The organism is Bacillus sp. HSf4 (genome assembly GCF_029537375.1).
Classification (GTDB): Bacteria; Bacillota; Bacilli; order Bacillales; family Bacillaceae; genus Bacillus; species Bacillus sonorensis_A.
In genome coordinates this window covers 2,154,120-2,168,956 of record NZ_CP120679.1, presented here as the reverse complement: position 1 = coordinate 2,168,956, position 14,837 = coordinate 2,154,120, and the positions used below count along the sequence as shown (strand labels likewise).

Sequence of the window (14,837 nt, the reverse complement as noted above, 5' to 3'; positions counted from 1 at the left end):
TAAACGGGAAAAAAGAACGGGGGAGAGGAACTATGACTTATAATCAACTACCAAAGGCACAAGGTCTCTACCGTCCTGAATTTGAACATGATGCATGCGGAATCGGCCTTTACGCTAATCTAAAGGGCCTTCCGACTCATGATATTGTCAAAAAAGGATTGCAAATGCTTTGTCAATTGGACCACCGGGGCGGTCAGGGCAGTGACCCGCATACCGGAGACGGAGCAGGGATCATGATGCAGATTCCTGACGCTTTTTTCAAAAAAGTTTGCTCTGATTTTCACTTGCCTGAGAAAGGGCGCTATGGCGTCGGTATGGTGTTTTTTTCAAAAGATGACGCTGAGCGCGCCGAAATCGAAGCGCGTATGAATGAGCTGATTGAACAAGAGGGACAGTCAGTGCTCGGCTGGCGAACTGTGCCAATAAATGTCGGAAAAATCGGAACAGTCGCACAGGAGAGCGCACCTGTCGTCCGTCAGGTCTTTATCGGTGCGAGCGAACAGATCAAAGACAATTTGGCCTTTGAGCGCAAGTTGTACGTCATCCGCAAACAAGCGGAAAACTGGGCGCGCGAACGAGAAAAGTCATTTTATGTTGTCAGCCTGTCCAGCAACACGATCGTCTATAAAGGACTGCTTACACCCGAGCAGGTTGACGCCTTTTATGAAGATCTTCAGAATGAGGATTTCGTTTCAGCTTTCGCTCTTGTTCATTCCCGTTTCAGCACAAACACGTTCCCGAGCTGGGAGCGGGCTCACCCGAACCGCTATCTCATCCACAACGGCGAGATCAATACGCTGCGCGGCAATATGAACTGGATGAAAGCGAGGGAACAGCAGTTTGTCTCAGAAGCATTCGGGGAGGATCTGCCGAAAGTTCTGCCGATTCTTGATGAAAACGGAAGCGACTCTTCAATATTGGATAACGCTTTTGAATTTTTCGTCCTGGCTGGTCGAAAACCGGCTCATGCTGCGATGATGCTCATTCCGGAACCATGGAACGAAAACCCTTATATGTCGAAAGAAAAGAAAGCATTCTATGAATATCACAGCTCTTTAATGGAGCCGTGGGACGGCCCGACAGCGATCTCATTTACAAACGGCAAGCAGATCGGAGCCATTCTTGACCGGAACGGACTCAGACCGGCCCGCTATTATGTGACAAAAGACGACTACATCATTTTTTCGTCTGAAGTTGGCGTCATTGATGTCGAACAGGAAAATGTTTTATATAAAGACCGCCTCGACCCGGGAAAAATGCTCCTGGTGGACCTTGAAGAAGGCCGGATCATCTCAGATGAAGAGGTCAAATCCGAAATCGCCGGCGAATTTCCTTACCAGGAATGGCTCAATAACGAGCTTGTCCATGTCGCAAATGACCTTCAGGAATCTGAAGAAAAGCCGGTGCCAGACCTTTTAACGCGGCAAAAAGCGTTCGGCTACACGTATGAGGATATCCATAAATATTTGCTTCCTGTCATTACCGAAGGAAAAGATCCGCTCGGCTCAATGGGCCATGATGTGCCTCTGGCGGTTTTATCAGACCGGCCGCAATCGCTGTTCAATTACTTTAAGCAGCTGTTTGCCCAGGTTACCAATCCGCCGATTGACGCGATCCGCGAGCAGATCGTCACATCAACCTTGACATGGCTCGGAGCGGAAGGGAACATTCTTCACCCGAATGAAAGCAGCTGCCGCAGAATCAAATTGTATACGCCGGTGCTGACAAACGCTCAGTTCAACTCTCTAAGAGGGCTTGTCCATCAGAACTTTAAAAGCAAAACGATTCACACGCTTTTTACGGATAACTTGAAAAGCGGACTTGAAGATATGTTTAAAGAGGCCGACAGAGCGATTGCTGCAGGCGTCACATTGCTTATATTGTCAGACCGCAAGATGGACCCGGAAAACACGCCGATTCCTTCGCTTCTTGCCGTAAGCGCGCTTCATCAATATTTGGTCCGCGGAGGAAAACGGACGAAGGTCAGCATCATCGCCCAATCAGGGGAAGCGAGAGAAGTCCACCATTTCGCCGCATTGATCGGCTATGGTGCGGATGCTATCCATCCGTATCTCGCATATGCGACTTACAAGCAGGCGATTGAGGACGGCGCTCTTTCCATCAGCTATGAAGAAGCGGTGACCAAATACAGCAAAAGCGTAACCGAAGGCGTCGTCAAAGTGATGTCAAAAATGGGGATTTCGACTGTCCAAAGCTATCGCGGCGCACAAATTTTCGAAGCCGTCGGCATCGATAGAGATGTGATTGACCGCTACTTTACAGGAACGGCGTCACAGCTTGGCGGAATCGGCCTTGATACGATCGCCGAAGAAGCGAAGCGCCGCCACCGTGAAGCGTATCAAGACACATTCAGTGAAACGCTTGATTCCGGAAGCGATTTTCAGTGGAGAAAAGGCGGCGAACATCACGCCTTCAATCCAAAAACGATTCATACGCTGCAATGGGCGTGCCGTAAAGGCGATTACAGCCTGTTCAAGCAATATTCAAAAGCGGCGGATGAAGAAAGGATCGGCTTTTTGCGAAACCTCTTTGCATTTGATGAAACGCGGAAGCCGCTGCCACTTGAAGAGGTCGAACCTGTTGAATCGATTGTACGCCGTTTTAAAACGGGTGCGATGTCGTTCGGCTCTTTAAGCAAGGAGGCGCATGAAGCGCTGGCGATCGCCATGAACCGCTTAGGCGGAAAAAGCAACAGCGGGGAAGGCGGAGAAGATCCGAAGCGGTTTATTCCAGATGCCAACGGAGATAACCGCCGAAGCGCTATCAAGCAGATCGCATCCGGCCGTTTCGGTGTCAAAAGCCACTACCTTGTCAATGCTGATGAGCTGCAAATCAAAATGGCCCAAGGTGCAAAACCAGGTGAGGGCGGACAGCTCCCTGGAAACAAAGTGTATCCGTGGGTAGCCGATGTCCGTGGATCAACGCCGGGCGTAGGCTTGATTTCACCGCCGCCGCACCATGACATCTACTCGATTGAAGACTTGGCACAGCTGATCCATGATTTGAAAAACGCCAACCGCGATGCCCGCATCAGTGTCAAGCTTGTCGCAAAAGCAGGCGTCGGCACGATCGCTGCCGGTGTGGCCAAAGCAACGGCCGATGTCATCGTCATCAGCGGATATGACGGCGGAACCGGGGCATCTCCGAAAACGAGCATCAAGCATACCGGCCTTCCTTGGGAGCTCGGTCTTGCTGAAGCACATCAAACCTTGATGCTGAACGGTTTGCGCGAACGTGTGGTACTGGAAACAGACGGAAAATTAATGACGGGCAAAGACGTCGTCATGGCCGCCCTTTTAGGAGCCGAAGAGTTCGGATTCGCCACAGCGCCGCTCGTCGTCCTCGGCTGCGTCATGATGAGAGCCTGCCATTTGGATACATGCCCTGTCGGGGTGGCGACGCAAAACCCTGAACTGCGCAAGAAATTTATGGGGGATCCTGACCATATCGTCAATTATATGCGCTTTGTCGCTGAAGAAGTGCGCGAACTGATGGCTCAGCTCGGTTTCAAAACGGTTGATGAAATGGTGGGGCGCACAGATGTCCTTCGTGTCAGCGAACGCGCCAAAGCGCACTGGAAAGCGGGACAGCTCGATTTATCGAACCTGCTCTATCAGCCGAAAGGGGCTCGCACATTCAGGACGCCGCAAAATCACAACATCGATCAATCGCTTGATATCACCGCTATTTTGCCGGCAGTTCAAACAGCGATTGAAAACAGCACTCCGGCCGAGGCATCATTTGAGATTCGCAATATCAACCGTGTAACAGGCGCTGTCACCGGAAGCGAGATTTCAAAACGCTACGGTGAAGCGGGGCTGCCTGACGACACGATCAAATTGCACTTTACAGGCTCGGCGGGCCAAAGCTTTGGCGCGTTTGTGCCGAAGGGGATGTCGCTTTACTTGACGGGGGATGCCAACGATTATATCGGCAAAGGCTTGTCAGGCGGAAAAATCGCCGTTACAGCTCCTGAAGACTTCAATCCTGCTTTCCGCGACAATGTGATCGTCGGAAATGTCGCCTTCTACGGAGCGACAAGCGGTGAAGCGTATATTAACGGACTCGCCGGAGAGCGATTTGCCGTCAGAAACAGCGGGGTAAAGGTTGTGGTCGAAGGAATCGGAGACCATGGATGCGAGTATATGACAGGAGGGCGTGTCGTCGTTCTGGGGGATGTCGGCAAAAACTTTGCCGCAGGAATGTCCGGCGGAATCGCCTATGTCTATACGGAAAACAAAAAGGCCTTTAAACGAAAATGCAACCATGAAATGATCGAATTTGAATCGCTTGAAGCGCCGGAAGAAAAAGAAGAGCTGAAGGCCATGATCGAAAATCATTACCGCTACACTGAGAGCACGAAAGCAGCTTCCATTCTGGACGATTGGGAGGGAGCGATATCCCAGTTTGTGAAAGTGATTCCGAAAGACTTCAAGCAAATGATGGAACGGATTAAAGAACAAAAAGAAGCCGGCTTATCAGACGAAGAAGCGATGATGTACGCATTTGAAGCCGGAACAAAGCAAAAGATTCAAACCTCTGCGGCTGCCTCTTCCAAAGAAGCAGTGGCACAGTAAGAAAGGGGAGGGGAAAATGGGCAAAGCAACAGGATTTATGGAATTCAAGCGGGAAAAGCCTGCTGAACGCGATCCTCTCACACGGATAAACGATTGGAACGAATATTCGTCTCCATTTTCTGAGGAAGTCTCAAAGAGACAGGGAGCGCGCTGCATGGACTGCGGCACTCCCTTCTGCCAAATCGGCATGGATATCAGCGGATATACGTCAGGATGTCCGATTCATAATCTGATTCCTGAATGGAATGATCTCGTCTATCGGGGAAGATGGAAAGAAGCGCTTGAACGCCTCCTGAAAACGAACAATTTTCCTGAATTTACGGGACGCGTTTGTCCGGCACCATGTGAAGGCTCTTGTACGGTCGCGATTTCCGATCCGGCCGTATCCATCAAAGGGATTGAACGGACCATTATTGATAAAGGCTTTGAAAACGGATGGATCAAGCCGCGGATTCCGAAAAAGCGGACCGGCAAGAAAATTGCGATCGTCGGATCGGGTCCGGCAGGACTCGCAAGCGCCGACCAGCTTAATCAGGCAGGGCATTCCGTTACCGTTTATGAACGCGCCGACCGTCCGGGCGGCCTCTTAACATACGGCATTCCGAATATGAAACTCGAAAAAAGCGTCGTTGAGCGCCGCATCAAATTGTTGACGCAAGAAGGCATCGATTTTGTCACCAACACGGAGATCGGAAAAGACATCACAGCCGAAGAGCTCAAAAGTAAGTATGATGCGGTCATCCTCTGCACGGGAGCACAAAAGCAGCGCGACCTCGTCATTGAAGGCCGCGAAGCAAAAGGCGTGCACTTTGCGATGGATTATTTGACAGACACAATCAAGAGCATGCTTGATTCAAATTTCAAAGATAAACAATTCATCAATACGAAAAACAAAGATGTCATCGTCATCGGCGGCGGAGACACGGGAGCCGACTGCGTTGCGACGGCAATGCGCCAAAAGGCGCGGAGCGTTGTTCAATTCGGCAAGCACCCGAAGCTTCCTGATACAAGAACGGCTGAAAACATGTGGCCGGAACAGCCGCACGTCTATGCGCTCGACTATGCGTATGAAGAAGCGGAAGCAAAATTCGGACGCGATCCGAGAGAATACTGCATTCAGACGAAAAAACTGGTTGCCGACAAAAACGGTCATCTAAAAGAGCTGCACACGATTCAAATGAAAAAAGTGAAAAATGAACAAGGCAAGTTCGAGTTTCACGAAATTCCGGGAACGGAAAAAGTCTGGCCGGCTCAATTTGTTTTCATCGCCATCGGCTTTGAAGGTACAGATCAGCCGCTCTTGGAGCAGTTCGGTGTCAAAGCGGTCAGAAACAAAGTAGACGCAGCATACGGGGAGTATAAAACAAATGTCGAGGGAGTCTTTGCGGCAGGGGATGCGAGAAGGGGCCAAAGCTTAATCGTTTGGGCCATTCATGAAGGACGCGAAGTCGCCCGGGAGGTTGACAAGTATTTGATGGGTAGTTCTGTACTGCCGTAAAAACAAAGGGGATCTATGATAGATGACGGCCTGGCTCATGAACCTGATTGCAGGATCATGGGCCAGGCTTTTTTAGTGCGAAAATCCGGAGTTGTTTTTACAATTTCGGCCAAGGAAAATTACATTTGTACGTACTCTATTTTATGTAAATTCGCATAGCCTAAAGTATTCAATACCCGTTAAAGGAGGCTATGATGGTGGAGGCAGTGAACTATGACTTCGAGCATGGCTTTGAAGAGCAAAGACAACAGCCTTATTCATACTCTTACCCATACCCGCGGCCGAGACCGCGGCCAAGGCCGCGCCCGTTCTTTCCATACCCATATTTTTATTTCCCATTTCCTTTCCCTTATTATCCTTACTATCCATTCTATCCTTGGTAAAAACGAGGGCTTTCCGGCAGAATCGGAAAGCCTAATTTTGATTTTCATGCATGTTTCAATCCTGCTGAAGCAATAATAAAATGGCAGCGCCCCAAATATTTCTTCTCTTGGAACAAGAAAAAAGATGGATGTGTTGTTTTTATGTTGTTATTTGCCAAAAAGCTCAGCCGGGAAAAAGCGGTTCTCTTGATCGCTTTTACCGTCATCTTATTGTATGTTTTGCCTCTTTACATATTAAATGAAAACGCCCATATCCGTGTACACGACAATCTTGATTCCAATATCGCCTGGTATAAAGTGCTGGCGGAAAGCGGGCAGATGCTCGGCGGTGTGAAGGCCGTCATTCCGCAAATCATCAACGGCCTGCCCCGCGATGCGTATGGAACGGAATGGAGCGGGATTGTCTGGCTTCATGCGTTGTTTCCGCCGATGACAGCATATGCATTAAGCCAAACATTGACAAGGGTTTTCGCCTTCATCGGCATGTATCTGCTGTTGAAGGTTCATGTGATTCGCAACGAAAAAGCGTATCTGATCATGATCGGCGTCTCCCTCGCATTTGCCCTGACGCCCTTTTGGCCTTCAGGCATGCTCAGCACGCTCGGACATCCCCTTGCCTTATGGGCATTTTTAAATATCAGGGCGGGGACTTTTTCCTGGAAAGAGTGGCTGACTCTTGCGCTTTTGCCACTTTATTCAAGCTTTGTGCTCGGCTTTTTCTTTTTTCTTGCCGCAGTATCCATTCTTTGGCTTTACGACGCATTTACAAAACGCGACTGGAACCTTCCTTTTTTGGGGAGCATCGCGCTGATGACGGGGATTTTTCTCGCGATTGAATACCGGCTCGTTTATTCGGTTTTCGCCTCGGGCGAAACGATGCACCGCGTCGAATTTATTTCATCAAGACACGACATCCTGCATTCTTTCCGTCTGTCTTTTAAAAATTTTGCTCTCGGCCATAACCATGTCATGACCGTACATACAGCCGTGATCCTGCCTGTGATTCTTTTGACGTTCATGATCGTGGTCGGCAGAGCAAAACAAATGCGCGCGAGGGAAGAAAAACTGTTCATTTTTTTGACGATTTTAAACTACGCCCTGTCTTTATGGTATGCGTTTTGGTTCAACAAGCTTTGGGCTGTCCCGAAGGAAAAAATCAGCTTTTTGTCGGCATTCAATTTTGCCCGCTTTCATTTTTTGCGGCCGCTTGTGATCTATGTGAGCTTTGCGGTCGCTTGCTGGATCTTATGGCGCATGGGAAAGAGATGGCGGCGGTTTGTCGGCGCTGCGCTTCTTGCCCAGCTGATCGTTCTCATTCCATTCAATGAAGAATTTACTTACGGGGCTTACCGCCATTCGCCTTCCTTCCGGGAATTTTATGCGTCTGAACAATTTAAAGAAATCAAACAGTTTATCGGCCGGCCTGAGCGTTCATATCGGGTAGCGAGCATCGGACTGCATCCGGCGATCGCCCAATACAACGGCTTTTACACGCTTGATACGTATGCCAATATTTATCCGCTGAAATATAAATATCAATTTCGGAAAATCATCGCCAAAGAGCTTGAGAAAAATCCCGTCTTAAAGCGCTATTTTGATGAATGGGGGAGCCGCTGCTATCTGTTTGTTGATGAGCTGGGAAAACATTATGCCTTTAAAAAAGATTCCAAGAAAAAAATCACCAATCTGGAGCTGAACACTGAAGCTTTTAAAGAAATGGGCGGACAGTACATTTTTTCAGCCGTTCCGATTGTAAACGCCGAAGAAAACAAGCTCGCATTGTTAAAGCGGTTCAGCCATCCACAGTCCGCCTGGAACATCTATTTATATGAAGCAAAATAGGAGGGAAGCCCATTGAATCTGACACAGCCATTATTAACGATCGTTGTTCCTTGCTATAACGAAGAGGCGGTTTTTTTGGAAACCGCCAAACAGCTGACATCGGTATTGCAAGATCTGACCGAAGACAAACTGGTTTCAGCCGACAGCAAAATCTTATTTGTCGACGACGGATCAACAGACAGGACCTGGGCGCTGATCGCCATGGAAAGCACAAAAAACCACTATGTGACAGGCTTAAAGCTAGCCCGCAATGCAGGGCACCAAAAAGCGCTTTTAGCTGGGCTGGATAAAGCGAAGTATAAATCGGACTGCGTCATTTCCATCGATGCCGATCTTCAGGATGATATCGGCGCAATCCGCGAGTTTATGGAAAAGTATCATGAAGGATATGAAATCGTCTACGGTGTGCGCCGGAGCCGCAAGACTGACACGCTTTTCAAACGGACAACAGCGGCGTGGTTTTACCGCTTGATGAACAAGCTTGGCATCCAATTAATCGACAATCACGCTGATTTTCGGCTGATGAATAAAAGGGCGCTCGAAGAGCTCAGCCGATATGCTGAAGCCAATGTCTTTTTGCGCGGCCTTGTGCCGCTGATCGGGCTTCGCTCGGCCAAAGTGCTCTATGACCGTAAAGAGCGTCTTGCAGGAGAGACAAAATATCCGCTGAAAAAAATGCTTTCTTTTGCTTTTCACGGTATTACCTCTTTTAGTGTGGCTCCGATCCGATTTTTTACGTTCATCGGCTTTTTCTTATTTTTCCTAAGCGGCATCACCGGCATCTATGCGATCATTCAAAAGCTCCTCGGGTACACGAATGCCGGATGGGCGTCATTGATGATCTCGATCTGGTTTTTAGGAGGCTTGCAGCTGATGGGAATCGGTATCATCGGTGAATATATCGGGACGATCTTCACTGAAGTGAAAAGGCGGCCGAGGTATGCGGTCGATGTTGATTTGTACACCGACAGGCTGGGGCGCCTGGAACGGCTTGAATCTGAAAACATTCACGGGACAAAGCTCAGTTAAAGGCGGATGCTGGTAGGAATAGCATCCGTTCCTTGCGGACAATCTAATCTATAATCAAGTACAAGGAAGGATGTTTCAAGCTTATGGCAGAAAAACAAACCTCGGGCCTGACTGTTGTGGCCATCGGTTCGATTCCGCTGATTATGACATTGGGAAATTCAATGTTGATTCCGGTTTTGCCGAAAATGAAATCTGAACTCGATTTGTCGCAATTTCAAGTCAGCCTCGTGATCACCGTGTTTTCCATTACGGCGGCCCTTTTTATTCCGCTTCTCGGATACTTGGCAGACCGTTTTTCTCGGAAAGTGATTATTATTCCGTCCCTGTTTCTTTACGGGGCGGGGGGCATTCTCGCAGGATTTGCCGCAACGGCATTTTCCAATGCATTTCCATGGGTGCTTGTCGGCAGAGGACTGCAGGGACTCGGTGCAGCCGGGACGGCGCCGATCGCGATGGCGCTCACAGGAGACCTTTTTAAAGGATCTGATGAAAGCAGGGTGCTTGGACTTGTCGAAGCCTCAAACGGTTTTGGAAAAGTGCTGTCGCCCATCATAGGCTCTCTGATCGCATTGATCGCTTGGTTCTGGGTTTTTTTTGCTTTTCCGGCTTTTTGCATCGCGCCCATCGTTCTGAGCTGGATATTTATTAAAGAAAAGGATAAAAAGAAAGAGCCTCCGCCTTTCGGAAAATATGTCAAAGGCTTAGTCAGTGTTTTTAAACACGAAGGCAAATGGCTGGTGACGGCATATTTGGCGGGTGCTGTCTGCCTGTTTACATTGTTCGGGATTCTCTTTTATTTATCTGACATTTTGGAAAAAGAATATCATACAGACGGGGTCAAAAAAGGTCTGATTTTAGCAATTCCACTGCTCGTCATGTGTACGACCTCCTACATAACAGGCAGTAAAATCGGACAAAATCAAAAGCTCATGAAAAAAATGATCGTGATCGGACTCGCATTTATTACAGTTTCATATGGCACACTGTCATTTTTTTCCGCGCTTATACCCTTTATCTCGATTCTGGTCATCAGCAGCATCGGCACAGGATTTGTCCTGCCTTGCGTTAACAGTTTTATCACTGGTGCAGTCGGCAAAGAAAGGCGCGGGTTTGTGACATCGCTTTACCACTCGGTTCGGTTTTTAGGAGTGGCCATCGGTCCGCCGATTTTCGGAAGGCTGATGGAGTGGTCAAAAATCGGTATGTTCATGACGATTGCCGGACTGACATTCGTCGTCGGCATCCTTGTATTAACAATGATTCACGTCAAAAATGAAGACAAGACGAAAAAAGGGGAGAAGGGGCGGAAAGGACTCCGCCCCGCTGATGCACGGTGAAAGGAAAAAAAACATGCGCATTGAAAGGGTAGATACATTCCCGCTTTTTTATCGGCTTTCTGAACCTTATGGGGATGCCAATGGCTACAAACATTACAGAACATGCTATTTGCTTCGCGTGACAACCGCATCAGGACTGACGGGGTGGGGGGAGTGTGTTGACTTTCTGCCGCTGGTGGATGCGGGCTTTAAGAAACGGATCATTCCTTATTTAATTGGAAAACAGGCGACGGACCGCTTGAAGATAACCGCTGTCATTAGAAAGTGGCATCAGCGGGCAGCTGCCGCCGTCAGCATGGCGTTAACAGAAATTACGGCAAAAAAAGCCGGACTATCCATATGTGATATATGGGGAGGAAAGTTGAGAGAGCGCATACCGGTCTATGCGTCGTTTCAATCGTATTCGGACAGGCCAGACTGGATCAGCCATTCGCTTCAGTCCGTTGAGAAAAAAGTCCAGGAAGGGTTTGACACCGTCAAGTTGAAGGTGGGAGGAAGATCGTTTTCTGAAGATGCGGCACATCTCGATGCCTTTCAAGAGCTGTCGGAGGAAACGATCCGCTTTATCATCGATGCCAACCAGAGCTATGACTTGGCGGCCGCCCGCAGGTGGGAGCACCGGCTTGCAGCATGGCGCAATCTGCTTTGGTTTGAAGAGCCTATGCCGTTTGATGACCTTGCTGAATATCGCATGCTTCGCTTGAGTTCTGCTTTTCCGATTGCAGGGGGAGAAAACATGAAAGGGGCCAAACAGTTTCTGCCCCTCCTTCTTGAACATGCCGTCGATATCATACAGCCCGACTATGTTCACGGATATGGAACAGACGACTTTCAGAGCGCGCTTAAGCTCGCCCGGCATTTTGGAAGGCGGGTTTCCCCGCACAGCTTTGATGGTGCGCTGTCAAGATTGTATGCCGCTTTCGGGCAAGCCTGTCTGTCCCCTTGGTCAAAAATGGATGGAGAAGATATTGAACCGCTCGAATGGGACGTCATGGAAAATCCGTTCACAAAGATCGTCAATATTCAACTAAAGGACGGATATCTACAGGTGCCTGATAAGATCGAAGTCGATACAGACCTGATCAAAGCGTACCTGTGGGACGGGACAAACTATGGCTGATGCGGAATATTTTTCTTTTCCCCTTTCATATAGTAAACAGAGGACAAGTTCATTTAAAGGGGATTTCATCCATATGGGAAGAAAATTGAAAATTGTATATGCCTGTTGTTTAGGAAGCGTTTTGCAGGGACTCGGTATGGCGCTCTTTTTATTTCCAAACCACATTCCATCCGGAGGGGCGGCCGGGATTGCCGTGCTCCTTAACTTTTGGTTCCAGGTTCCACACGGGTTAACCGTCTGGGCCGTCAACATTTCCCTGCTTCTGACGGCTGTCAGGTGGCTTGAGCCGGTTACGGTCATCGGAACGATGGGAGCCATCACGATGACGTCCGTATCCGTGCAGATTTTCGAAACAATGATGCCTGTCATGACGACAAACAACATTTGGCTTGACTTATTTTACGGTGCCGTCCTTTTGGGTGCAGGCGTCGGATTATTATATAAATACAATATTTCCAACGGGGGATTCGGTGCCTTAGCCTTGATGATTTCAATTTACAGGGGAGGAAAGCCCGGTACGACTTTATTTTTCATGAACGCTTTTATTTTTCTCTTCACGGCTTCCGTTATCGCTTGGGGCATCGTCATCCAGGCTTTGGTCTGCCAATGGATTTCAACCAAGATCATCGATGCTATTTACCAAATTCGCTTGCGCCCGTTGTTGATGCCCCTATATGGCTATCGCAACAAAAAATAGGTCCGCTTGTTTAGCGAACCCTATTCAAACAAATAAAATGTATCCGAGCGAAGACCAAGCCTCAAAGTTTCCAGCGGGATCGCGTCTTGAAACGGAATGTTGGCCATATTGACATCAGGTCCGATTTTTTCAATAAAACACGTTTGCATCTTTTTATTCGGCGCTTCAAATATTAAATCGTCCGGCTTGATCCCCGACCGGAGGATTTCCTCAATCAGCTGTGAGCGCATTTCCCCGTCGCTTTTGCACAGTCCGCTTGTTCCGCCTTCTCTCGTTTCCGTGATGACTTTTTCCGCCCCGGCTTCAAGATCTTCGAGAATGTAGTCAATCCATTCCGAGGACTCTTGCTCGTTGCTGATCGCACTGTCTTTGGAGCCGACCTCGCTGAACACATGAAACTCCTTGGCAAAGTCGGAGATAAAGCTCGCTTTCTCTTTGTTGGACAGGCGGATCGTCCCATTTGAGATTTCCACATACTGACACCCGTATGTTTTGCAATAGCGATAGTAGTCTTCGATTTTATCCTGGCATAAAAACTTCTCGAACAATGTCCCGCCAAAAAAGAATTGGACATCATTTTGCTTGAGGCAATCGATTTTTTCCTCCAAATATTTTGTGATTAATGACGTACCCCAGCCAAATTTCACAAAATCTATATAATCGGCTGCTCCATTTACCGTGTCCTTAAAAAAATTTAAAGGAACTCCGTTGTCAATGAGGATGGTGATCCCTTTTGTTCTCGGTTTAAAATGCCTCTCAGGCAGTTTCAGTTCAGATGAAATCATGATGACCCCTCACAATCTTTAACTGTATCTTTCACACCTTGGAAAAATGCCTTTTTACCATCATGTCGCTGCCGTTCTAAAAGATACATCTGTTCTGCGTTTTCTCCTGCGATCTCCTGAGCCAGGAGTCAACCTGTTCACCTCCTTTAGCGGACAGCATGGTTGAATCAGCAAAAACCCGGATTTCAAAAGCAGCTGCTGACAAGCCTTTACGTATGGGTATTCATCCATATTGTGAAGTCAAATTAAGTATATTCGCCGTCCTTTTATAAGGTTCCACTCAAAGGGGGGATCATTCGTGAATACGGCAAAAAGGGATTGGTGACAGTTTTGCGAACGCGACAAAAATTTCACCGATTTTTCACATTCAAGATTATTTCAATATATTAAATAGACTGCTAGCGATTCTGGATGAAAAATGAAAACAGCCAATATATAAGAATCATCGGGCAAAATTCCATCCTCTTAATATCTCAGAATAATATTGAATTCATTGTCAAACATGTAAATGATATACATAAATTTATTGGATTGTTTCGCTTATGACCGGTATGCTATGATAATCCCGTATTTTGGGAATTCCCTTCAATTTTGCATGCACACATACGTCATGATGGATCCTCTGAATGTTTTTCATCTTAGAATGCGACCGCACCAGACCGGCTTTTTTAAATATTTTTAGAAAGTGGGCGCATAAAAGTTTTTTCCAGATCACATTTGCTCTACAAGTGAATAATCTGCCTATATGTTCTGTCAGTTCATTTTGTCTTGTTGGGAGGGTATAGCTAGTAAAATACGTTGTATTAAAAGTGGGGGAAAAATAGATGAACGAGTGTTTAACATATAACACATGGAACGAACATGATGCAAAAAAAGTCATGGATCATTTCAGCTGTGAAATGGATGTTTTGAAATGGGCCTACAGGACTTACGACAAAATCGTTTATGCCTGCAGCTTCGGGGCCGAGGGAATCGTATTAATCGATTTGATTTCGAAGATCAAAAAAGATGCTGACATCGTTTTTCTGGATACGGGGCTGCACTTTCAGGAGACTTACGACCTCATCGAGGACATCCGGAAAACATATCCCGATCTTTCGATACGTTTCCTGAAACCTAAGCTCTCGTTAAAAGAACAGGAAGAGAGGTTCGGAAGCGAGCTTTGGAGGCATCATCCCGATCTTTGCTGCAGCCTCCGCAAAATCGAGCCGCTCAGAGAACACCTTTCAGGCATTGAAGCATGGATTACCGGACTAAGGCGGGAGCAGTCGGAAACGAGAAGGCATGTCCGGTTTATGAATAAGGACGATCAATTTAAACTGGTCAAAATCTGTCCGCTGATTCATTGGACGTGGGATGATGTCTGGAACTACATCAGGCTGCATCAGCTGACATATCACAAGCTGCACGATCAGCAATATCCGAGCATCGGCTGTGAGATGTGCACGCTTCCTGTGACAGACGGCGGCAATTTAAGAGCGGGAAGGTGGGCCCATCGCGAAAAAACGGAATGCGGGCTTCATCAATTCCGGTAGGAGCTGGGTAGAA

The 14,837-nt window shown here is 47.8% G+C and carries 10 protein-coding genes; 9 read left to right on the top strand and 1 reads right to left on the bottom strand.

Features of this window, described 5'->3' with window-relative positions:
* Positions 1-32 precede the first annotated feature (32 nt).
* The 8 genes from gltB to P3X63_RS11015 all read left to right on the top strand — a co-directional run bounded on the left by gltB (position 33) and on the right by P3X63_RS11015 (position 12,504).
* Positions 33-4,598, top strand: coding sequence for a glutamate synthase large subunit (gene gltB, locus P3X63_RS11050; RefSeq protein ID WP_277692861.1), 4,566 nt, complete (start codon positions 33-35; stop codon positions 4,596-4,598).
* A 16-nt stretch (positions 4,599-4,614) separates the two neighbouring features.
* The gene (gene gltD / locus P3X63_RS11045) at positions 4,615-6,096 is read left to right on the top strand and encodes a glutamate synthase small subunit (protein ID WP_026587368.1); all 1,482 of its coding nucleotides are present in this window, start codon (positions 4,615-4,617) and stop codon (positions 6,094-6,096) included.
* 213 nt (positions 6,097-6,309) lie between these two features.
* Positions 6,310-6,555, top strand: coding sequence for a hypothetical protein (locus P3X63_RS11040; RefSeq protein ID WP_026587367.1), 246 nt, complete (start codon positions 6,310-6,312; stop codon positions 6,553-6,555).
* 65 nt (positions 6,556-6,620) lie between these two features.
* Positions 6,621-8,321 carry a DUF6044 family protein gene (locus P3X63_RS11035; protein ID WP_026587366.1) on the top strand — a complete coding sequence of 567 codons (1,701 nt, stop codon included), beginning with the start codon at positions 6,621-6,623 and terminating at the stop codon, positions 8,319-8,321.
* Positions 8,322-8,333: 12 nt separating this feature from the next.
* Positions 8,334-9,350 (top strand): glycosyltransferase family 2 protein, encoded by a 1,017-nt coding sequence (locus P3X63_RS11030; RefSeq protein ID WP_077736664.1) that lies wholly within the window; start codon positions 8,334-8,336, stop codon positions 9,348-9,350.
* An 83-nt stretch (positions 9,351-9,433) separates the two neighbouring features.
* Positions 9,434-10,687: an MFS transporter gene (locus tag P3X63_RS11025; protein WP_077736665.1), complete on the top strand. Its 1,254-nt coding sequence runs from the start codon at positions 9,434-9,436 to the stop codon at positions 10,685-10,687.
* A 13-nt stretch (positions 10,688-10,700) separates the two neighbouring features.
* On the top strand, positions 10,701-11,807 hold the full coding sequence (locus P3X63_RS11020; protein ID WP_277692860.1) for a mandelate racemase/muconate lactonizing enzyme family protein: 1,107 nt from the start codon (positions 10,701-10,703) through the stop codon (positions 11,805-11,807).
* A gap of 73 nt (positions 11,808-11,880) precedes the next feature.
* Complete coding sequence (locus tag P3X63_RS11015) at positions 11,881-12,504, top strand: YitT family protein (protein WP_026587362.1); 624 nt, start codon at positions 11,881-11,883, stop codon at positions 12,502-12,504.
* A 20-nt stretch (positions 12,505-12,524) separates the two neighbouring features.
* Here the strand turns inward: P3X63_RS11015 and P3X63_RS11010 are convergent, their stop codons facing one another.
* Positions 12,525-13,289: a phosphosulfolactate synthase gene (locus P3X63_RS11010; protein WP_026587361.1), complete on the bottom strand. Its 765-nt coding sequence runs from the start codon at positions 13,287-13,289 to the stop codon at positions 12,525-12,527.
* An 824-nt stretch (positions 13,290-14,113) separates the two neighbouring features.
* Here P3X63_RS11010 and P3X63_RS11005 point away from each other — a divergent pair.
* Complete coding sequence (locus tag P3X63_RS11005) at positions 14,114-14,824, top strand: phosphoadenylyl-sulfate reductase (protein WP_077736666.1); 711 nt, start codon at positions 14,114-14,116, stop codon at positions 14,822-14,824.
* Positions 14,825-14,837: the final 13 nt, after the last annotated feature.